We start from the raw sequence: 1,400 nt of genomic DNA, 5'->3' as shown, positions 1-1,400 counted from the left end.
GCCGAGGATGGCATGATCCTGACCGAGGCCCAGGTTCAGGCGCTTGAAAAGAAGAAGTACGACGATGAGGCCTGCGGCGAGATCGAAACCGCCCACCCAGGCTATCTGGGTAGCCAGGACACGTTCTATGTCGGCACCCTGAAGGGCGTCGGGCGGGTCTACCAGCAGACCTATGTCGACACATACAGCAAGGTGGCGCACGCCAAACTCTACACCACAAAGACGCCGATCACGGCGGCTGATCTGCTTAATGACCGAGTGCTCCCGTTCCATGAAGAACACGACCTGCCCGTACTGCGGATCATGACCGACCGGGGTACGGAGTATTGCGGTCGCGTCGACAAGCACGACTTCCAGCTCTTCCTGGCCATCAACGATATCGATCACACAAAGACCAAGGTGAAATCGCCGCAGACCAACGGCATTTGTGAGCGGTTCCACAAGACGATCCTGCAGGAGTTCTACCAGGTCGCGTTCCGCAAGAAGCTCTATGACAGCATCGACGCGCTGCAGGCCGATCTGGATGAATGGCTGCATCACTACAACCACGAGCGCACGCATCAGGGCAAAATGTGTTGCGGCAGAACACCCATCGAAACTATGATCGACGGGAAAGAAATCTGGCGGGAAAAGTTCGTGAACTGAACTTCGCCTGACAGACGCCGCCGGAAAAACGGCCAACTGTCAGATCACATCTGAACCACTACAAAACAGCCAAGTTGTAGCCAGTTGCGCTTTCGATGAGTTTGCCATTCAGCATGAGTTCAGTCCTTTGTCTGAGAGTTTCCGCTTGCGCCGTGGCGCAAGCTCTTTCCGATCCCTCCTGGGATCACTCAAGGCGAAGCCCCCTTTCCTCTTTCACGCTGACGATGGCACCTCCGTGGAACGTGTGAAGGCTGTTTCCAACCCCTCGACCTGCACGTCCTTCCCTATGATCTGAATGGAGATATTGGACCCCTTGCGGCGGATCCACCAAAGTTCCCGGGCAATGATCCGTTGGACCTGGTTCAGACGCACATCATCAATGCCGGAGAGATACCCGATCACTTCATCTTCAGCCTCATCGGTGAACCACCGAAGCTGGGTGTCATAGGATTCAGCATCTCCATCGTCACTTGGGCAAAAGAGTGCTGCGGTGAAGAAGGTGAGAAGCTCATCATGTGTTACGGTTAAGGTTGCGGTCAAACAGAGGACCGTCTCATCGATCATCGTTGCATCGAGGTCAGCAAACAGAATGCAATCTGTCTCGATCTCCCAGGGTGAGAGAGATATAGCTGAAAGTTGGTGATAGCCCCTGAGGGGCGGCATATCATGGCGTTGTTGACGCGCCGCAATTCTCATTTGAGAAAAGGATATGCCACATGACGAAGACTACCATCACGACGTTGCCCGATCCACAT

The 1,400-nt window shown here is 54.6% G+C and carries 2 protein-coding genes; one reads left to right on the top strand and one right to left on the bottom strand.

The features are described from left to right. Window positions 1-645 (top strand): integrase core domain-containing protein (locus tag ACFWW2_RS16040; RefSeq protein WP_393929546.1); only part of this gene is annotated, 645 nt, incomplete at its 5' end. A gap of 213 nt (window positions 646-858) precedes the next feature. On the opposite strand, the gene ACFWW2_RS16035 is transcribed toward ACFWW2_RS16040, so the two are convergent. Further along, a complete protein-coding gene (locus ACFWW2_RS16035; RefSeq protein ID WP_393929544.1) occupies window positions 859-1,341 on the bottom strand; it encodes a hypothetical protein in 483 nt (160 codons plus the stop codon). Between the last annotated feature and the right edge of the window lie 59 nt (window positions 1,342-1,400).

The organism is Yoonia sp. R2-816, from assembly GCF_046762905.1.
Lineage (GTDB): Bacteria > Pseudomonadota > Alphaproteobacteria > Rhodobacterales > Rhodobacteraceae > Yoonia.
This window is presented reverse-complemented; position numbering and strand designations above follow the sequence as displayed.

Coding starts and splice junctions, on each gene's coding strand:
- ACFWW2_RS16035 (WP_393929544.1), bottom strand. CDS start 1,341: ATGAGAATTGCGGCGCGTCAACAACGCCATGATATGCCGCCCCTCAGG.